General features: G+C 52.2%; 17 protein-coding genes. 1 reads left to right on the top strand and 16 read right to left on the bottom strand.

The window, feature by feature from the left end; genetic code table 11:
* Positions 1-53: 53 nt before the first annotated feature.
* The 8 genes from AC1Q5O_RS03930 to AC1Q5O_RS03895 form a co-directional block, all read right to left on the bottom strand.
* Positions 54-1,160 (bottom strand): pectate lyase family protein, encoded by a 1,107-nt coding sequence (locus AC1Q5O_RS03930; RefSeq protein ID WP_492561919.1) that lies wholly within the window; start codon positions 1,158-1,160, stop codon positions 54-56.
* Between the two features lie 258 nt (positions 1,161-1,418).
* A complete protein-coding gene (locus AC1Q5O_RS03925) occupies positions 1,419-1,979 on the bottom strand; it encodes a hypothetical protein (protein WP_071477354.1) in 561 nt (186 codons plus the stop codon).
* Between the two features lie 11 nt (positions 1,980-1,990).
* A complete protein-coding gene (locus AC1Q5O_RS03920; RefSeq protein ID WP_071477355.1) occupies positions 1,991-3,205 on the bottom strand; it encodes a hypothetical protein in 1,215 nt (404 codons plus the stop codon).
* A gap of 10 nt (positions 3,206-3,215) precedes the next feature.
* A complete protein-coding gene (locus tag AC1Q5O_RS03915; RefSeq protein WP_071477356.1) occupies positions 3,216-3,923 on the bottom strand; it encodes a DUF2612 domain-containing protein in 708 nt (235 codons plus the stop codon).
* 3 nt (positions 3,924-3,926) lie between these two features.
* On the bottom strand, positions 3,927-5,363 hold the full coding sequence (locus AC1Q5O_RS03910) for a baseplate J/gp47 family protein (protein ID WP_071477357.1): 1,437 nt from the start codon (positions 5,361-5,363) through the stop codon (positions 3,927-3,929).
* A 3-nt stretch (positions 5,364-5,366) separates the two neighbouring features.
* Positions 5,367-5,720, bottom strand: a complete 354-nt coding sequence (locus AC1Q5O_RS03905; RefSeq protein ID WP_071477358.1) for a contractile injection system sheath initiator — start codon at positions 5,718-5,720, stop codon at positions 5,367-5,369.
* Between the two features lie 2 nt (positions 5,721-5,722).
* Entirely contained in the window at positions 5,723-6,391 is a 669-nt protein-coding gene (locus AC1Q5O_RS03900; protein ID WP_071477359.1) for a Gp138 family membrane-puncturing spike protein, read from the bottom strand.
* Entirely contained in the window at positions 6,388-7,257 is an 870-nt protein-coding gene (locus AC1Q5O_RS03895; RefSeq protein WP_492561918.1) for a baseplate hub protein, read from the bottom strand. Before AC1Q5O_RS03895 ends, AC1Q5O_RS03900 begins: the two co-directional genes overlap by 4 nt.
* 98 nt (positions 7,258-7,355) lie before the next feature.
* On the opposite strand from AC1Q5O_RS03895, the gene AC1Q5O_RS03890 reads away from it, so the two are divergent.
* On the top strand, positions 7,356-7,739 hold the full coding sequence (locus tag AC1Q5O_RS03890) for a hypothetical protein (RefSeq protein ID WP_071477261.1): 384 nt from the start codon (positions 7,356-7,358) through the stop codon (positions 7,737-7,739).
* A gap of 38 nt (positions 7,740-7,777) precedes the next feature.
* On the opposite strand, the gene AC1Q5O_RS03885 is transcribed toward AC1Q5O_RS03890, so the two are convergent.
* The 8 genes from AC1Q5O_RS03885 to AC1Q5O_RS03850 all read right to left on the bottom strand — a co-directional run bounded on the left by AC1Q5O_RS03885 (position 7,778) and on the right by AC1Q5O_RS03850 (position 15,063).
* A complete protein-coding gene (locus AC1Q5O_RS03885) occupies positions 7,778-8,071 on the bottom strand; it encodes a phage baseplate plug family protein (protein WP_071477262.1) in 294 nt (97 codons plus the stop codon).
* The gene (locus AC1Q5O_RS03880) at positions 8,071-8,709 is read right to left on the bottom strand and encodes a phage baseplate protein (protein WP_071477263.1); all 639 of its coding nucleotides are present in this window, start codon (positions 8,707-8,709) and stop codon (positions 8,071-8,073) included. The genes AC1Q5O_RS03885 and AC1Q5O_RS03880 overlap by 1 nt, the downstream gene beginning before the upstream one ends.
* A 3-nt stretch (positions 8,710-8,712) precedes the next feature.
* Positions 8,713-10,863 (bottom strand): phage tail tip lysozyme, encoded by a 2,151-nt coding sequence (locus AC1Q5O_RS03875; RefSeq protein WP_071477264.1) that lies wholly within the window; start codon positions 10,861-10,863, stop codon positions 8,713-8,715.
* Between the two features lie 163 nt (positions 10,864-11,026).
* Positions 11,027-11,488: a hypothetical protein gene (locus AC1Q5O_RS03870; protein ID WP_071477265.1), complete on the bottom strand. Its 462-nt coding sequence runs from the start codon at positions 11,486-11,488 to the stop codon at positions 11,027-11,029.
* A gap of 15 nt (positions 11,489-11,503) precedes the next feature.
* On the bottom strand, positions 11,504-11,935 hold the full coding sequence (locus AC1Q5O_RS03865; protein WP_071477266.1) for a phage tail fiber protein: 432 nt from the start codon (positions 11,933-11,935) through the stop codon (positions 11,504-11,506).
* Positions 11,936-11,967: 32 nt separating this feature from the next.
* A complete protein-coding gene (locus AC1Q5O_RS03860; RefSeq protein WP_071477267.1) occupies positions 11,968-13,911 on the bottom strand; it encodes a DUF3383 family protein in 1,944 nt (647 codons plus the stop codon).
* 36 nt (positions 13,912-13,947) lie between these two features.
* Complete coding sequence (locus AC1Q5O_RS03855) at positions 13,948-14,673, bottom strand: phage neck terminator protein (RefSeq protein ID WP_071477268.1); 726 nt, start codon at positions 14,671-14,673, stop codon at positions 13,948-13,950.
* A gap of 12 nt (positions 14,674-14,685) precedes the next feature.
* Positions 14,686-15,063, bottom strand: a complete 378-nt coding sequence (locus AC1Q5O_RS03850; protein ID WP_071477269.1) for a hypothetical protein — start codon at positions 15,061-15,063, stop codon at positions 14,686-14,688.
* Positions 15,064-15,076: the final 13 nt, after the last annotated feature.

Below are 15,076 nucleotides of genomic sequence, written 5' to 3'. Positions count from 1 at the left end.
TTTCATTTTGTCGAAGACCACGAGCACCAATTAGCGGAGCAGATTACGAGTCTTCAAAGTGCAATGTTGTTTGCGATAGCAGCGGTTCCAGAGGCCCCATTAGAGACCCTACCCTGCATGTGATTGCCGGTTATGATCGGGGAAACGCTCGCCGAATCCACACTCACGCTGAAATAAGTGCCCCAACAAAAATTGCTACTTATGACTGGTGCATAGCAGCCTGCAAGTTGGACATTCCAGCCATGACTTCCATCCGAGCCCTGCATATGGTTGCCGATAATCTTGAGAGAGTCACTTGATGACGCAAAAATATGAGCAAACTGAGTATTAGCTGGAGACGTGGCATCCTGATAGAGTAGGCAATTTGTAATAAATGTCTGCGGGAATCGCCAGATATCGATGCCGCGTATGGTATTCCCGGAGTGACAGTTTGAAATGAACCCAGACACCCCACCGGCGGCTCCTGCAACAGGTGGATTGGAATTCCACAAGCGTATGAACACATTGCACGACAGGCCGGTACAGTGGTCGATATTGAACCCTTCAAGTTCGCCAACCTTAAAGACCGCTACGTTGTGGAATTGGAGAATGCAATTCACAAGCCTGAGATCTACCGTCCAACCCGTCAGATAGATTCCAACGCTATCTTTGGTTGAATACCTTCCGCGGACATGAACATTATCAATAGTCAGACCGGCCACGTTGTTACAACTGATGCCGATGCCCCAACGTGCAGCGCCCTGAGAAACGTTGGTACTTTGATAGGCTGCAATGCTGGAACTTCCATCAAAAATCATGTCTCTGATGGTGCAGTTCTTCCACGATGAACCGAGATTCACTGGGAATGATACGTTGAGGCCAGTGGTCGTCCCATTTGAAAGCGAAATGACAGAAAAGCCTTCAATCGTAAGCGTCTGGGATAAATCGCTCCCAGAATATACGATCCCATCTGTTGTTCCGGTGAAAAACAGCATTGTGATTTTCACGCCCGCGCCGCGGATCGTGACTGGTTTGTTCGATAGCTGCCAGCTTTGGCTCAATGAATAGCAACCGGCCGGGATATAAATTTCACCGCCGGTAACAGGTAATAGGGTGTTTATGGCATTGAATGCGGCCTGATCATCGCTCGACGCGTCCCCCTTGGCACCAAACCAGAGCACATTGTATTCAAGATTTGTGCGTGATCTCACCCAGGCACCGGTTGTGGTAGGGATCGAACTAGAGCAGACGTACATTGCGTTCTGGACGTCAGAAGATACGAGTGACGACAAATCTCCCGACGTCCACCTAAAGACACCAGATCGCAACTCATCTCCCAAATAAATAACAGGATTGATTGCGGGGTCCACCGCCATGAGTGCGGCGCAATCACATACTGATATCATTGGGTTCTCAATTCATTGCTGCTACAAGCTAGCTTATTGTGGAGTTGGCCAGGTGAGATTTACCACTGCGGCCTGTGCTGCGGCGGCGTCTTTGGCATCAGTGATGGCCTTCTTCGCCGACAGTCGAGTTGTCTCGATTGCGGAACCGATCTGTTGCCATTGGAGATAAGCAGCCTTAACCACGGCCGCCACGCCGGCGATGTCCTTGGCTGTAATGCCAACCTCTGCCGACAAGAGTGGATAGTCGCTCGCAATCGGATTGGATGCAGATAAATAGGCGAGTGCCTCGGCGGACTTTTGGCTGTAGGTCATCGACTGGCCTGCGCCGGTCGTAATGTACTTCAAACGCTCGATCTCTGCATCAGCATCGATTTGTGATTTCAAACCTGCTTTCAGGGCATCAAGTGTCAGAACAGCTCCACGATGCTCAAATGCTTTCGTCACAAGATCGACATGGGTCGCATACATAACCTGTGAGGCCTGACGCCACGTTTCATCATCCACTTCAATGTATGATCCGGTGATTTCGTCCAGTCGATCTTCTGTATACCAGCCAAGAATTTTGCCAGCGTCATCATGCGCACAAAGATACATCGTGTTTTTCCTTAAACCTGACCGAGCCCAAGCCAAAAGAACGGCTGTGTAGCCTCACCGACTGTGCCACCATTATTGACGTAGCGCTTCTCCACGGTGAACCCTGTCGCTGACGATGCAGATACCGGATACGCGAGCGACTGAGTTGTTGCGAGCGCTCCTGAATTATTCGGCAACACAAGAATGCTCGGGAGGGTGCCTGTTTTGAATGCGATTGGAAATGTCACATTGGTCGTGCCGGTACCGGCCGCATTGTAGAATCCATACTCCACTTGATGTCGATAGAGGCCATCCGTCACCGTAAAATGACCGGAGCCCGTAGCCCCCGCCAACAACATCACGCTGGTAAGAATGGACCCAAGCCCATTTGGCACTCTCAATCCGCCATATGTCAGGTCATAGGCAACGCGGTCGTTGAAAGAACTGTCCTGGATGGAAAACGGATTTGCTGACTGACTTGCGGCCATAATCAGTTTTAGAATTGTCGTAGAGGCATCTGCCGCCACCATCGTATCGCCGTTGCGACGCACGAAATTCTGTAATCGAAACGCTGACCCATCATAAGTTAGGTCAACGATCTGACCTGCCATGAGATAGTTCTTGGGAATGGCAGTTCCATCACCTGCTTGAATTGCAACTGGAGTTAACCCGTTAACGGTGAGTGTTGCAGCCCCAGTGTTGGTGGTCGAGATTTTCAACCGGATAGACATGCCAGCCACAAGTGCTGTTGGTATCGGGGAGAGCGTTGCAGTCAGCGCATTCGCTGTGCCGCCCGCAACGGCAAAGTTATACTGGTTGTTTTGAATGGCAGTGGAAGTCGCAATATTGATCCAATTGGCACCGCCGGTATTAGGATTTGATGTATTGTCGTCAACGATGCTGAGCCATACCGTTCCTGCAGTTGCACCCGCGAGAACCGCCCCTTGGGGATACCCGCCAATGGAGGTGGAAAACGCGGAATCGTATGGAAGCGGACCACCCGCATTTTGCCACTGAAGCCATTGAGTAATCTGGTTCAAGACACCATTCATATCCTGCCCAAACGGCGGTACGCCACCCGAACCAACCGGCAGGAAATTCAACGGAGGAAATCCATCGGTGAGTGATGCGGCACCATTCGTAATACCGATCTGAGAATTCACCGGTATTGAGCGCTTGTATCCCGCTCCGGCAGAGTTCGCGAAAGGAATCGGGAACTTGCTTGCCGGCAGGTTGGCAATTTTCATAACTATGCTCCTAGGGGACGATAACCGACGACGAGACGCCGGTTGATTTGGGCAACACGCCGGATTGCTGGACAATCGCTAGCTCCACGGGCGTGAGTGGGAATTCAAAGACGTATGCCATCGTCATCGGGTGGATGGCTGAACCGGAATAAAAGGCCGCTTGGTTGAATCCTGTTGCATTCAACGATTCTGTAAATCCAAACCAAACGCCGTTCAGATTGCCCTCAGTCACATAGCAATTGCCGCGACCCGGAAAGAGATTTCTAAGGATCTGATTGATGGCCTGAATAGAACCGTTCGTTATGTTTGCCGCGGCTTTTGCGAAAATCAGAAGTCGGTATGCATCATCTGAAAGCGCAAAATTGCTTGTCAGAGGGTCTCCGGAATAGAAGGCGCCTTGCCCAAAAGTGAATGATCCAGGCAATGCTTCGTCATAGCCGAACCAATTTGTAAGCGTGATTTTGACAACACGATTGACGCCAACAATGCGACCCCACACATCAAGTCCATAGCCCTGTGCGGTATCAACATTCCAAATGAAATTATAGAAAGCATCAAGGTTTGCAGTCTGGTCGAGATAAGCATCGATATTCAGAATGAGTTGCGTAAGGATTTTTGAGTTTGCGTACTGGCTGATCACGGTTTGCCAAACATCGAAGGGCACGCCGAAGCCTGCCGTGGCAGTTCCCGGCGGGTAGTCTCGACCACTATCTGTCATGGATTAACTCAGCGTTATGGCGATGTTGGCGGCAGAGATGGTTGGTATTTGATCAACCCGAGGCAGGATATCGAACAGATTGGCAACTGCAGATTTCATAGGTTCAGATGCCACGGTTTGAGTATTGCTGATTGTATAGGTGCCGATACCTCCAGTTCCCGTGCCAAGTGCCGTTATGGTTGTGCCTGGCACGATGCCGCCAGCAGAATCTGAAACGGTTTGTCCAACTGCCAGTGTTCCAGATGAAACAGCCGTCACCGTCAAAATCGTTCCAGAGATGGAGCCCGAAAAGGAGGCCGAGGGTGTGTTGATTGATCCAACCTTAATTGAAACGATTTGCACCCAAGATCCCAACAAAGAAATGGGTAGGTAAAACCGGCTGGCGTAGAGCATGGTGCCAATTTTGGCTCGAGCACCACCATCACCGCCGGCGAATGCATTGATGATGGCATTCTGGATTTGAACCGCAGCATCAGATGGAACGAGAGTGCTATTGGTGATCTCAACCGCAAACAGAATCGGAAGTGCCGAAGGAATTTGATAGGATACCTGATATGAAGGATATGGCGGTATGTAGCCTGGGCTTTGATCGAGAACGGTGACAGTCGTGTTCCCGTTATAAGCACATCCTGGCGCCTTCCGAGACCATATGGCTCGAGCGATATCAGCAGGTGCACCACCGACAGCGGCCACGTAGATCGAATGGGCAAAAAGCGTGACACCGCCGATGACTTGAATAGTATCAGTGTTGTTTTCCGTCACAAATGCATCAATCACATTCGGGACCGTCAGAACCGCACCCTTTACTGATGGTAATGAACCGTTCGAATTGAGCGCAACAGAAGCAGCGCGGCGTGCTTCGAAAGCAGCCCGACTCTCGACATTGTTTCCAATCACACCATCCGAGACGTTATTGATTGAATCCCAACCGGGAATGGACCGATAAATCTGATTTAGTGTGCCTGCGGGGCATGCAATCGGGCCAGTATTTATGCAAGCAAACGTAAGCGTGATGTTTCCCGTGACTGGAATAGTTCCAGCTTGAGTACAAATATATTGATTGCTGTCCGCCGCGATAGTCAATGCGCCGACAGGAATGTTAACTCCCGCAAGGCCCGTACAAACAGCTTGAACCACAGTGGGCTGGGCCGGATTGCGTTCAATGAAATAAATACGAGCGATACCATCCTGCATGCGTCCGGTGGCATATGCTGGATCAACTTGCTGGGTGTAATAGAGAAAGGTCTGATTAACTTCATCAATGACCGCTGTTTCACTCGAGGCAATCTGACCCTGCGGGGTATCCAATGCTGGATTGAGATTTCCCCCGAAGGCACCGTTGATATCCTGAATGACGCCATTCAACACATCGGTAGTTGCAGGCACAATAAAGCCCGTAGGCCCAAACGTTGGTTTGGGCACATTCGTGGAAACTACCATTGCTTAGAATCCTGCTGCTGAGACGTTTCCGTTGGCGTCTTCGACCTGCACCTGCCCCGTAATGACGCGGTCGGTCCAAGAGGTGATAAAGCAACGTGCTTTCACCACCCCTGGAACCGTAAGGGCGGCGTTGACGAAGTAAGATTTGATCAGGGATATCGGGGGTGCCTGCCCCAATATCTGATTGAAGTATGGAATTCCCTGTGATGTGTCGTAGTACAACTCACCCTTGAACAGCCGGATGGCGCTCGCCGCATCCTGAGCCAATGAATACGGCTCCGTCGCGACTGCAATATTCCCCGCAGCATCAACGGCCAGATCCCATGCCAAGGTATCCAGCAACAGCGTCGATGCCATGATTAGGTTCCCGCTACTGGTGAATTTGTATTGGCGCCGCCCGGCAGAATTCCCGAGTGCACATGGGTTTGAACATTGACTGAATCGCCACCACCGAAACCGGCGATGATTTCACCCGTGACGTGCAAATTCCCGATGACTTTTACCGAGCCTGGGCTCGTGATGATCGAATTGCCATTCTTGTCCTGAATGGTCACGCCATCATCGCGGAAGTGAAAGTACTGGTCGGGATTCCCCTGATTGAAGAGGTTTCCGTGATAGACACCGTCCGCCATATCGTGGGTTCGAAAGGACCCCGGATTTGACTGGACACCCTTATTACTTTTCAGGGACGAGATATCGCGATCTGCGACAGACATGTGACCGATATCGCCGACCTTAGGATCATTGATGACGGCATTGCCACCTCCTTGGCTGCGTGACACCGGAACGCCATAGATGATGCCGTGGTCAGTTTTGTTTCCAAGCCCATCGATCTGATTGACCACGGGTTGAACGTCTACCGTAGGTGCTGGCCCAACTCCACCGCCGTGAACAGCAATGATTGTCACTGGTATCAGCGTGCGAACTTCATTGAGCGCCTGTTGAATGGCAAACTGAAGCGTGTTGGACTCTGATGTGTCAGATGCCAAACCCTGCTGGCCGAAATACCCCTTAGGTTTGTTGGTCATGGTGTACCTGCCGGTGCGTTTGCTGGAATAGCATCCAAGATCATGAACCAGCGCCCATTTGGGACCATGGATTCTAGTTCGAGCGTGACGCGCCGTACCGTCCAAATTCCACAAGCCGGCGTCAGGTCGCTTCGCACTTCGATTTTTCCATAGTGCTTGACATTTGGATTGAACAGAACGGCGACAATAATCCCGGACTGGTTGAACGCGGGATAAGAAACCATGCCAGTTTCTGGAGAAATTAGAACCGGGTCTGCAGAGCGGGCTTTTCCGGGTTGGACGATTGCAAGCGTTCCGCGATCAACTGTCCAATCGAACCCACTATGTCGGGCAATCTTTTGCGCTTGTGTCCAAAGTGTCCCGGCGAAGTATGGATTGGCAAGCTTGGCAGTTACACCAGCATTCTCGAAACTCAGTCCCATCTTTCCGGCGATGTCTTTCATCAGATCGGCCGCGTTGGCCGATCCTCTTACACTGATCGGGGTTGCCGGAACGACCGCATGATATAGTCCCGGCTTTGCATAAATCCGGAATGCGACGTCCGGCATTGCCTGAGCATCAACGAAGGCGCTGAATATCGTACCTTCAAATACGACCGACATTCCGGTTTCAGCATCGCCGGCAAGAACTGCTACATTGTTTTTGTTCTGCAAATTGAGCTGAGTACCGACTGTACTCATTTGATTCATCAACTGCAGTGGAAGCCCGTAGATTGATATCTCAGCGGTGCCCTGCTCCTGCCCACCAACAAACGTTCCCGTGAAGGAAACACGCAAGCCGGAAACGGTAACTGTATTGCCGCCGCCCTGAAACTGACCATTTGCCAGATTGAGTTGGACGTCGATCAGCTTTTGCGTAAAGGCCATCGCACCCTCTCACCCCCGGATAACATGGGCATGTTTTCTATTTGTTCTCGACATTTCTCAAATGTGCGATAAGAATTCCCTCCCCAAAGGAGAGGCTCATGCTCAAGACATATTTGGTAATTCTGGCGTCAATCATCTGCGGTGCAGTTATTTTGGGGGCTCAAACCGCATCGGCTCAATCGTGTACCGGGGCGGCCGAGACTTCGCCGGAGTGCATCGCAAAGCTTGATTTTTGCAGTAATGTCGCCTCGATCAGTATCAGTGCAATCAATGCGAGGGCATCTGGGTCAGTAGAGAAGGATGAATTGCTCAGCCTTTATCAGACCGATCCATTCAACATGGCTCATTCGGACGTCGTAAAATCAGTTGTCCATGGAATTTTTTCAGATGACGACGCATATCAAGCGGGCAAGCTACTCATTGATCGTGGTGGCACGGCGGCATTCTCACAAATTCGGCAAAGTTGCGTGGAATCGCTATAAACTCGGTGCATAGGTGCCCCCCCGTCATGTTCGTTTGATTATGTTGTTCCCTGATAGACTAGACTGAACCTACCCCCCAATCCCATGTAGTTTGGGTCATCAGAACCCTGATTGTCGAGGAAGAATAGATCCCCGACAAATCCAAGATAGGCCGATCTGACAATCCAGTTCTGGTTTTCAGCGATCACCCCGCCAATGATCAGCAGATTGTCGACGTACAGATCGATATAGAGGCCCGTAGGCTTCTGATAGACATTGACCTGACAATTCTGCTGTCCAAGTTGCACCGACACCGCCTGGTTGGGTATGGGCTTAAGCGGGATGATTTCCATCACTCTTTATTCCCATCGTTGAATGGCCGCGGCGGAACGCTTGCTTCCTGTTTGGATGTGGCGGATGTCGTTTGAACCGCACCGCCATTCACCTGTCCGGCAGAAGTCGGACTTTGCGTATTTGACATCATAGCCGTTGCAGTTACCCTGATTTCCTGCAACGCAATATCGACAGTGAGCAAACCTACACCGTTTGTAGCCGTACGGTGCAGGTCATATCTGGATATATTGCAGGATGTATAGACCGCTTCCGGCGTCACCACGTCGAAAAGTTCCAGTGTGCCGGCTATGGCGTCAATCGATCCTAGAAACGCTTCACGGTCGCTCTGTGAGCCGCCAGCAGACATTCTAACGCGGGTATCGAATGGAGTTGCGACTTTGTCGTAGCTTTCGAAGGCACCCCGCTCCACGAGATAGTCGGCAATCTGCCATTGCTGCCGGTATTCAACTGCAACACAATTATCGGCTAAAACGACTGGGGCACCGCCTTGGTAAATGCCCCACCTTTGATTGGCGGATGCCCCGCCAAAGAGTGCCAGAACATCACGCGTGATCAGTGAGACTATGCTGGTGAATCCTGGAGGCCGGAGCACTGCCGGCACCCCCGGAACATTTGGCACATTGACGAAGAATGCCATAAATCACCTCGGGCCATAGTTTGCCGATGAGGCGAGGCCTCTTCGCTTGAGTGCGTCGTTCATTTCTTTGGCAATGCCGTGAGCATCCTTGGCCTGTGTATGGATTACAACTTTGCCGATTTTAGTCTCAGATGTGCTGGAGTTGGTTGTCGACGGCCGATTGTCATTGGTAGTGTTGTTGGCCGCAACGCGCGCACCAGCAGTCGAACCATTCAAACCAAGGCCATTAAAGTAGCCCATACGCTGGCGAATTGCTTGGGATGAATTTGCTGGCCTCTCGTAATCAGTGACTAGCGAGGCAACCATTTCTCCTCCAGACTTTCCGTTCTGTAGACTGTTCCAGGTAGCCTTATAGAAATTCTTCATTTCCCAGATTGCAGCCTTGGTTTGGTCAGCAACGCTCATATGATGGGGCATCTGACCAAACTGGCCTTTAATCCTTGCCGCGCGGAAATCATCCCACTGAACTATGCCGTGAGCTTTCTGATTTGGATTTTTCCAGCTGGGATCGGAATGCACATTGCCAGGATCATGGAGAGCCTCGCCTGACATATTTGCAACAAGTGACCTTGCCGCGAGATCAGACAATCCTTCCGCTCGAGCAGCAGCGTAGGCCTCCTTCTGGTTCTTTGCCAGTGTTCCCTTCGCAACACGGGGGCTGGCATTGGATGCCCCACTCGAAAGAGCGTTTGCTAGCCCACCAAACAGACCGCCGCCGGATGAACCACCGTCACCAGTGAACCATTTCCCTAGGGTCTGTAGCCAGTTTTCGCCACCAGCCTGAGAATTGGCGAGAAATACCGGCATGGGATTGACCTTTGAAACGGGCCTTCCATCAACAGATGTATCGCCAGTGCCGGACAACGATGAACCGCCGCCACCGCCATTTGGAACAATAGTTCCGCTGGAACCAGCAACAAACAATTCAGGGCCATTCTCACCGACGAGATAAGTCTTGCCGCCACTAACCGGGCCACCCTTGGCTCGAGCGCCATCGATCTTGTTATCGGAACCGCCATTCCACCACTGCATCAGGCTGTCAGCAATGGAGCCCTTACGGACATCGACAGCACTGTTGACCTTGTAGCTTTCATCAAAACCGACATCGTCACGAGACTTGTTGCTGGACTGTTTGCCCGGAGAAAGGGCAGCCGCCGCTCCAACAACCGACTTCACGCCATCAGCCAAGTCCATAACAAACTTGGCAATATCTTTGATTTCACTCGCAAACTCACGAAAACCTTGAAGGGTTTCCGGCTTTGCTATCCACACGGCCAAGTCCTGAAGTGCTTGCCCCAACTTGCCCATGTATTCAACGACCTGGTCATTGATCAGATCCTTGTTGGCATTGACCCACGCATCCATCTTTTCAAGGATGCGCATAAGACCCGGTTCGATAGTGCGAAATGCCCGCTCAAAGACATTCTGCAGCGTTTGTGTTGACGCAATCCAGCGTTCTTGAAACTCCTGAGCCTGCTTGGCTTCTTCGGCTGTTGGACCAAGACCTTTCAGGCTTTCGATATATTTGTTCGTCGCTGCGCCGTAGCGCTCCATTATGGACAGGGTCGCGTCGTCAACACCCATGCCGTGAGCAAGGAATGCGGCCTTGGCGGGATCAATTGCGTTCAAACGCTGAAGCGCTGCCGCAATACTGTCCATATAAGCAGCTGGGCCACGGTCGGTCTGGATATTCATTCCAGCCGCAGCCTGAAGCTGATAGAACGCGTCCGGGAGTGCCTTGCCGTTTACCCGTAGATCGAGCAAAGATTCTGACAGTTTGGAGATGGTCGCAGCGGCGGTCTGTGCGCTACCGCCGGCACGTTCCGCAGCCTTCTGCCATGCTGAGATGGTCTGCGGTGCTTCACTGAGGTTATGACCAAACCGACCAAGAGCCGCATCGGCAGAAGTCAGATCATCGACAAAGCTCTTGACGCTTCGTGCCCCGGTAAAAAGAGCAAACAGAGCAAGAGCTTCAACGGCAATCTTCTTGATTCCATCAGCCGCTTTTTTCCCGGCATCCTCGATCTGTTTCGAAGACTTGACCGCTTCTTCTCGGGTTTTGACAAATGCTGCACCGGCGGCCTTTTGACCCTTGGTAAATTCCGTGGGGTCGAGACCTAGCGTGACAATAAGTGCGTCGATGACGGTAGCCATGTCTATTGGTCCCTCATCTTTTCCTGATGTTCGGTCACGCGGCTGCGGTTATGCGCATCGATCCCGCTGATTTCCAGAATGTCATAGACATCCTCGACCGATAGGACCGTTTGCATGTCTATCAGGGCAGCAGTCTTGTTGGGAGAGATTGAAAGGACGGTACCTATGGTTGTCGGGATATTGGCGTATTCGAGGAGTCCGGCGATGTCGTCGGCATCTGAGAAGTCTGTGCCGGTAGGCTTCCGCCGAAAGAAAAACCCGTATGGAGTTCCAAGACGGACTGCTTCAGTTTGATCCGGGTTGCAACCTCTTCTATGTCTTCCTCAATCAATGCCCGCACCACACTCGGGCTTGGCTTAAAGGTAACACAATCCATCAGTTCATCAAGCAAGGGTTCTGCATCACCGAAATTCATGCGAACCAATGCATAAGCGCCGAGGATTGCGACATTTTTCATGCCGCCGACCGCGAAACCCTCACCGATGTCAATGCCAGATTTGCCAACCGCCATGAGCGCCCGCATTGCCCATTTTTCGGCCTGAGAGGCAGGCATTTCACGTATGTGAAACACCTTTCCGCAATCGCGCCCCTCATCGGAGATCGTGATATCTATCTCTTTACGCATTTGAGATCACTCCGATCAATTCGGCGATGGTACGATGCGGTTCCAGGTGACTGTGTACTTGCGCGGCGCAAGCAATTTCTTGACTGACGGAACCGTGGTATGCGTCGTCAGGAAGCCGCGGGTCATGGTGTAGGTCTTGCCTGTCGCGACAATATTTGTATTGCCATTCGCAACGAACGACTCGACGGCGATGCGCTGCTGCTGTGCCCACGTTTCAAAGAAAAAGTTCGATTCGGAGTCGGCCTGAAGTGTGAATGTCTGTTTCACCGGTACAAAGACGAAGCCGCCCGACAAAATGCCGTCAACGCCCATGGATACTTCGGTGATTTCCTGAGCATCGGTGTCGAAAACATCATCTGCCGCGAAACCTTGTAGTTGTACCGGGGCATTGAATATCCCCGGCACGGTAAGCGTAATGATTGCACTGGCGCCTGTAAGCGTTGCCATTGTGAATTCTCCTGATTGTTAGGAATGGTCGCTTACTGGACCAGAACGCTGTTCAGAGTGATCTGCTGAACGGACTGACCGTCCATGTACCAGAGGTTAATCGGTGGCGTGGTACGCGCCTGACGGCTCTGCGGTGAGGCATCCAGCACCTGGAGATACCAGCCCTGCTGTTGCAGCACGTCGTCAACCTTGCGGCCAGCCGCGGCGTTGATTTCCGCAGCCTGCGCTTTGGACAATGTCACTCCCTGTCTCATTGCACCGTAGTTCAGCGCCTGATTGATCGGATCTGCACAAGCAGCTTTGATAAGGTCGTAGCCAGCCTGATTGTATGGGACTGAATTGACGTTCTGCAGGAGAACCATAAGCGCGAGTTGCAATTGATTGCTAAACCAAATCTGATTAACATAACTATCGGCCCACTGGAATTTACCAGTGACCTGACCTGGCTGATACTCCAAGAACAACTGATTGGCCGTGGCATAGGCACCATAGAAGTTGTAGCCGTTTGCAATCAGGTTATTGGCAACCGTTGCATTGGTAACACCAGCAACAAGACCGTCCTGACCACGGAACGCGAAGGTTGCGCGCCCGTTGGTGGCATTGAAATCAAGCGATGCAGCAACACCGCATGTAAATGCAGCGATGTGCTGATCACCTGTTTCATAGACAACGATCGTACCGCTGACTGCTGATGCCTGAAGAATGTTGCCAAGACTGGAAGTCGCATTGTTACTGAGCGTTGGCGAGATATCCAGATCCCATGCGACATAAGCATATCGCTGGTTCTGTGTGTTGTTCCAATTTGCGAACGCCTGCTTCTGAACTGAACCAACGCCACCATCCGGATCGAATAGAGTCATGAAAGTCGCCCAGTTTTGTGTGATCTGAGTGATGCCTGTCATAAACACCGCCGGTGTGGCGGCATATGCTCCCTGAGACACTACAGCGCCGGTTGCCGCTGATAGGTAAAGCGCATCGGCAAGTGTGCCGGTCACATAGGCAATGGTCGAGGACGATCCGACAATGCCGGATGAAATGATGAAGCCGCCCGATACGGAGTCATAAGACACCACGACTGGCGTCGAAGATGCCGTTACCGTGCCGCTAGCTGCCGTCTGTGACGTTTGAACATTGTACGTGCCCGTGAGGCCCGTACCCGTGCCAAGACTGGTGATTTGCGTCCCCACCGTGATGCCCGCACCGCTCAGGGTCTGACCAACGGAGAGTGTGCCGGAGGTGACTGCGGTGACGGTAAGAATGCCGTAGCCCGCGGTAACTGTGCCGCTGACAACCGTCTGAGAGACCGACACGGCATAGGTGCCAACGCCACCAGTCGTTCCCGAGAGCTGCGACGTGATCTGTGTGCCGGCAGTAATGCCCGTACCCGCTATGATCGCACCACCAACAAGCGTGCCGGATGTGATGGCCGTGACAGTCAGGATATTCCCGGCAATAGAACCAGTGACCGAAGCTGTGGCCGAAGCTATTGCGCCTGTGACAGACGCTGCCGACACAGGGGTTGCATTCAGTCCAGTCTGGATCAGTGCTGCCGCAGCGGAATAACTGGTTGCTGCTGACAGGGTCACAGATGGAGCCGAACGGGCATATCCATCGACAAGCACCGTCAATGAGCCAGACAGGCCCTGCAACTGAGGAATGGTCAACTGATTGACCGGGCCGCCGCGCAGATAAGCCGGGACGGCCGCTACGTTGTACTGTGTGAACAACAAGGTTGCGGGTTTCTGGGTCGAGCCATTGAAGCCTGCAAAATAGACATTGGCTTCATCGACTTCATGCGACGATGCGCCAAAGTACTTGGCAACCGATACGCCATCATTCGGGAATGACAGCACCTGTCCGATTGGGACGCGGCTGTTCTTCGTCAGAAAAAGGCCGTTGAGAACCAGGGCACTGCCACCAGCACTCAGGACATTGGGAATGACGTTCACAATTTGTGAAGCTGGGATCGTGCTCAAGGTTTTAATCCTTTCGGATGTTTCGGAGAAAGGGGATTAAGCGGGAAAGTCCGCTTCGACATTGTTCGGGTTTGCGTGAAGCTGGTCTGCGAATTGCTGAGGCGCGCGAACGATCTGGTTCGCCTGGATTGCGGCGTCGATCACCCATCGGTTTTCGACCTGCTGTTCTCCATTTAGGAACGGCATCTGCTTCGGGTCGTCCGCATACAGCGGCGCCACATCGAAGCCTGACGTCTTGAAAAACTGGAATGCATAGTCATCCCGAAACAGGGTCGAGATGGTCTGTGAGTTATCCGCACTGTTCGGCCCGTGCACATCCAGTTGGATGATGACTTTTGTCGGCTGGAGAAACAGCTCCTGTCCTGTCGATAGTTTTGCGCTGGCAATGGTCTGGGATTGGCTGACTGTATATGTCCCCATTCCGCCCGTACCAGTTCCCAGAGTGGTGATAACGGTTTGCGGGGTAACACCCACCCCAAACACTGTCTGGCCTACTGCAAGCGCCCCTAGGGCAACTGCGGTCACGTTCAGGGTGGTTCCAGTGATGAACCCGGTGAAACTACTATCCTGATAAGTGTCCACGTTCGTGGATAGCCGCTGATAGAGCAGTGGCGTCATTGCCACAAAATCAGGAACCGACGGTTCGGGAACGCGATTGTCCTGCGCTTGGATGATTTCCACGCCTTGAGGCAGGATGTAGATCAACAAAGAACGGAGTGCCGCCAACACATTCGATTGCGTCGGAGACGGAGCAAAACTCATCTTCGTTTCCGATCAACTGTTTTGGAGAACAACTGCAACCTTGCACCACCCGGACCACTGCTCCAGCACTTGGACTATGAGCCAGGTTCCAACATTTGGACCATCGGTAAGCGCTATCGTGTCGCCGCCCTTTTGTGCGGGACGAACGACGCCATTGAATACACCGAAGAAGTAGATAGCGCGGGCACTTCCATTCAAGTTAAGGCCATCAACCTGGGTCAGATCCTTGAAAGTGAGTGGCTGCACCTGAGCGTCACCGGTAACGATGGTATAGGTCGGGGTTCGAGAACCGTCTGGATTGGTGATAGAGCCCGTACTTACTTTCATTGTGGCCGCAACATGCGGGTTAACCGCACCGATAGCGCTATGAACAATCCCGTGCAGATTCATATCTCAATCCCCT

The organism is Phyllobacterium sp. MT110 (assembly GCF_058792715.1).
Note: the sequence above shows the minus strand (reverse complement) of the source record. Positions and strands in the feature narration are given on the sequence as shown.

Excerpts from the sequence above, each read along its gene's own strand:
- AC1Q5O_RS03925 (WP_071477354.1), bottom strand. The coding sequence starts at position 1,979 with ATGTATCTTTGTGCGCATGATGACGCTGGCAAAATTCTTGGCTGGTAT.
- AC1Q5O_RS03920 (WP_071477355.1), bottom strand. The coding sequence starts at position 3,205 with ATGAAAATTGCCAACCTGCCGGCAAGCAAGTTCCCGATTCCTTTCGCG.
- AC1Q5O_RS03915 (WP_071477356.1), bottom strand. The coding sequence starts at position 3,923 with ATGACAGATAGTGGTCGAGACTACCCGCCGGGAACTGCCACGGCAGGC.
- AC1Q5O_RS03910 (WP_071477357.1), bottom strand. The coding sequence starts at position 5,363 with ATGGTAGTTTCCACGAATGTGCCCAAACCAACGTTTGGGCCTACGGGC.
- AC1Q5O_RS03905 (WP_071477358.1), bottom strand. The coding sequence starts at position 5,720 with ATGGCATCGACGCTGTTGCTGGATACCTTGGCATGGGATCTGGCCGTT.
- AC1Q5O_RS03900 (WP_071477359.1), bottom strand. The coding sequence starts at position 6,391 with ATGACCAACAAACCTAAGGGGTATTTCGGCCAGCAGGGTTTGGCATCT.
- AC1Q5O_RS03895 (WP_492561918.1), bottom strand. The coding sequence starts at position 7,257 with ATGGCCTTTACGCAAAAGCTGATCGACGTCCAACTCAATCTGGCAAAT.
- AC1Q5O_RS03890 (WP_071477261.1), top strand. The coding sequence starts at position 7,356 with ATGCTCAAGACATATTTGGTAATTCTGGCGTCAATCATCTGCGGTGCA.
- AC1Q5O_RS03885 (WP_071477262.1), bottom strand. The coding sequence starts at position 8,071 with ATGGAAATCATCCCGCTTAAGCCCATACCCAACCAGGCGGTGTCGGTG.
- AC1Q5O_RS03880 (WP_071477263.1), bottom strand. The coding sequence starts at position 8,709 with ATGGCATTCTTCGTCAATGTGCCAAATGTTCCGGGGGTGCCGGCAGTG.
- AC1Q5O_RS03875 (WP_071477264.1), bottom strand. The coding sequence starts at position 10,863 with ATGGCTACCGTCATCGACGCACTTATTGTCACGCTAGGTCTCGACCCC.
- AC1Q5O_RS03870 (WP_071477265.1), bottom strand. The coding sequence starts at position 11,488 with ATGCGTAAAGAGATAGATATCACGATCTCCGATGAGGGGCGCGATTGC.
- AC1Q5O_RS03865 (WP_071477266.1), bottom strand. The coding sequence starts at position 11,935 with ATGGCAACGCTTACAGGCGCCAGTGCAATCATTACGCTTACCGTGCCG.
- AC1Q5O_RS03855 (WP_071477268.1), bottom strand. The coding sequence starts at position 14,673 with ATGAGTTTTGCTCCGTCTCCGACGCAATCGAATGTGTTGGCGGCACTC.
- AC1Q5O_RS03850 (WP_071477269.1), bottom strand. The coding sequence starts at position 15,063 with ATGAATCTGCACGGGATTGTTCATAGCGCTATCGGTGCGGTTAACCCG.